We start from the raw sequence: 220 nt of genomic DNA, 5'->3' as shown, positions 1-220 counted from the left end.
TTGCCTTGTTCATTCATCACTTACTGGTCTAATGCTTCAACGGTGCGGTCGATCAACGTCATTGCCGACAGAGGGCCACCGTACGGCCACGTGTCACCGCCAAGGGCATAAACCCGGCCCTCCTTTACAAAATTCAAATCATTCCATACTGCATTGTTTGCCAGCCCTTCCTCAAATAAGCCATCATCGTCTTGGACGATATGGAGGAAGTTTGCGTCCT

At 50.0% G+C, this 220-nt stretch carries 1 pseudogene; it reads right to left on the bottom strand.

The features are described from left to right. Positions 1 to 20 precede the first annotated feature (20 nt). Positions 21 to 220: pseudogene (locus CHH91_RS21045) on the bottom strand (ABC transporter substrate-binding protein); the annotation flags it as partial.

Source organism: Virgibacillus sp. 7505, from assembly GCF_002272135.1.
Classification (GTDB): Bacteria; Bacillota; Bacilli; order Bacillales; family Amphibacillaceae; genus Terribacillus.
Note: the sequence above shows the minus strand (reverse complement) of the source record. Positions and strands in the feature narration are given on the sequence as shown.